Here is a 1,464-nt window from a genome sequence, read left to right on the forward strand (position 1 = left end):
GAAACCCCGGAGAACTACGAGGCCGGGCTCCATCTCCGAGGCTCGATCATGTGGCTGAAGCTCCTCACCTCAACCACATGATCCGAACCTCAAACAGCTCCTAGTCGCCGGGTTCGCTCTGCGCGGCGGCGGGCGGGAGAACGACGCAGCAACTCCGGCGGCGGCGACGTCGCGGAGTTCCTCGCGGGCGCCCGGCGCCGCGCACAACGCAGCGGCGCACAAAGAACCGCGGGGACCGGCCGTGACGGCCGGATTCCCGCGGGCGGGACGAAAGGGCGGGGGAGGTTACCGGCTCACTCGGGTTTCGGTGCCCGCCAGCACGTTGCCCGGGTCGGTGGCGACCAGGACGAACGACGCCCCGGAGGGGTCGGCGTACACGTTGAAGTTCGCCGAGCTGTCGCCCAGGTGGAACGACGCCTTCCCGCTGCAGTCGCTCTTGATGTTGTAGGAGAGCGTGATCGGGGTGTGGTCGTTCACCAGGGCGTCCTTCACCACGAAGGTGGCGATGCCGGTGCCGCCGCCCTTGCCGTCGAAGTAGTCGAGGCCGCCCGTGGAGATCGGGATGCTCTCGCCGCTCGGGGGCACCGACGTGCCGTTGGCGCCGAAGATGTAGTGCCCCTTCAGCGTGGCGTTGCTGCACTGGATCGTCGACGTGCTGGGTGCGGCGACATCGGCGTTGGTGGGGGCGACGAACGTGAGGATACCCGCGGTGGCCAGGGCGCTGGCCGAGGCAAGGGCGGCGATGCTCTTGCTCGGGCCGATCCTGGAGATGAGTGATCGGGACATGGGTCGCTCCACTTCTGGATGTTCGGGGGCGTGAAAGGCTCAGGCGCGCTGGAAATACTGACATCGTTCGTAAATCGATGCTTCTCCTTCTTTGCGGTCATGGTGGTTTGTTTCCGGCCGTAATAGCCGCCACCCGGGGAAGGCAAGCTTGCGCGGGACGTGTGCCATGGCAAGCGCGGCACCATCCACCAGGCGTACCGGGACGGGATGGAGGACCAGCTCGGCGCGCTCGGCCTGGTCCTCAACGCCATCGTGTTGTGGACCACGAAGTACATCGACGCCGCCGTCGTCCGGCTGAAGGCCGAGGGCCACGAGATCCGGGACGAGGACATCGCCCGGCTCTCCCCGCTCAAGCACCGCAACCTGAACCTGCTCGGCCGCTACAGCTTCACCGTCGGCGTCCCGGCCTCCGGCAACCTGCGCCCGCTACGCGACCCGGACGCGCCGGAGCTGGACGAAGACGACTGCGGCGAGGACGGACAGTGAGGATGTGACGTGCCTTCCTCGGCGGTCGCATGCCGATCAGCCGAGGGCGGGTTGGCCGCCCATCGCGCTGAGTGTGGCGCCGTTGACGTAGCTGGCGTCGGGGGAGGCCATGAAGGCGATGGCTCCGGCGATTTCCTCGGGATCGGCGAGGCGCTGGAGAGCGACGGCCTGTCCTGCGGATTCGAAGGCGTC

At 67.8% G+C, this 1,464-nt stretch carries 2 protein-coding genes and 1 pseudogene; 1 reads left to right on the forward strand and 2 read right to left on the reverse strand.

Annotation, left to right across the window (positions count from 1 at the left end; translation table 11 throughout):
- Positions 1-285 precede the first annotated feature (285 nt).
- Positions 286-786 (reverse strand): hypothetical protein, encoded by a 501-nt coding sequence (locus IEZ10_RS38425; RefSeq protein ID WP_189251418.1) that lies wholly within the window; start codon positions 784-786, stop codon positions 286-288.
- Positions 787-921: 135 nt separating this feature from the next.
- Here IEZ10_RS38425 and IEZ10_RS38430 point away from each other — a divergent pair.
- A pseudogene (locus IEZ10_RS38430) lies at positions 922-1,272 on the forward strand (Tn3 family transposase); the annotation flags it as partial.
- 36 nt (positions 1,273-1,308) lie between these two features.
- On the opposite strand, the gene IEZ10_RS40205 reads toward IEZ10_RS38430, so the two are convergent.
- The coding region (locus IEZ10_RS40205; protein WP_189251419.1) for an SDR family oxidoreductase at positions 1,309-1,464 on the reverse strand (156 nt) is incomplete at its 5' end.

Source organism: Streptosporangium pseudovulgare, assembly GCF_014648055.1.
Classification (GTDB): Bacteria; Actinomycetota; Actinomycetes; order Streptosporangiales; family Streptosporangiaceae; genus Streptosporangium; species Streptosporangium pseudovulgare.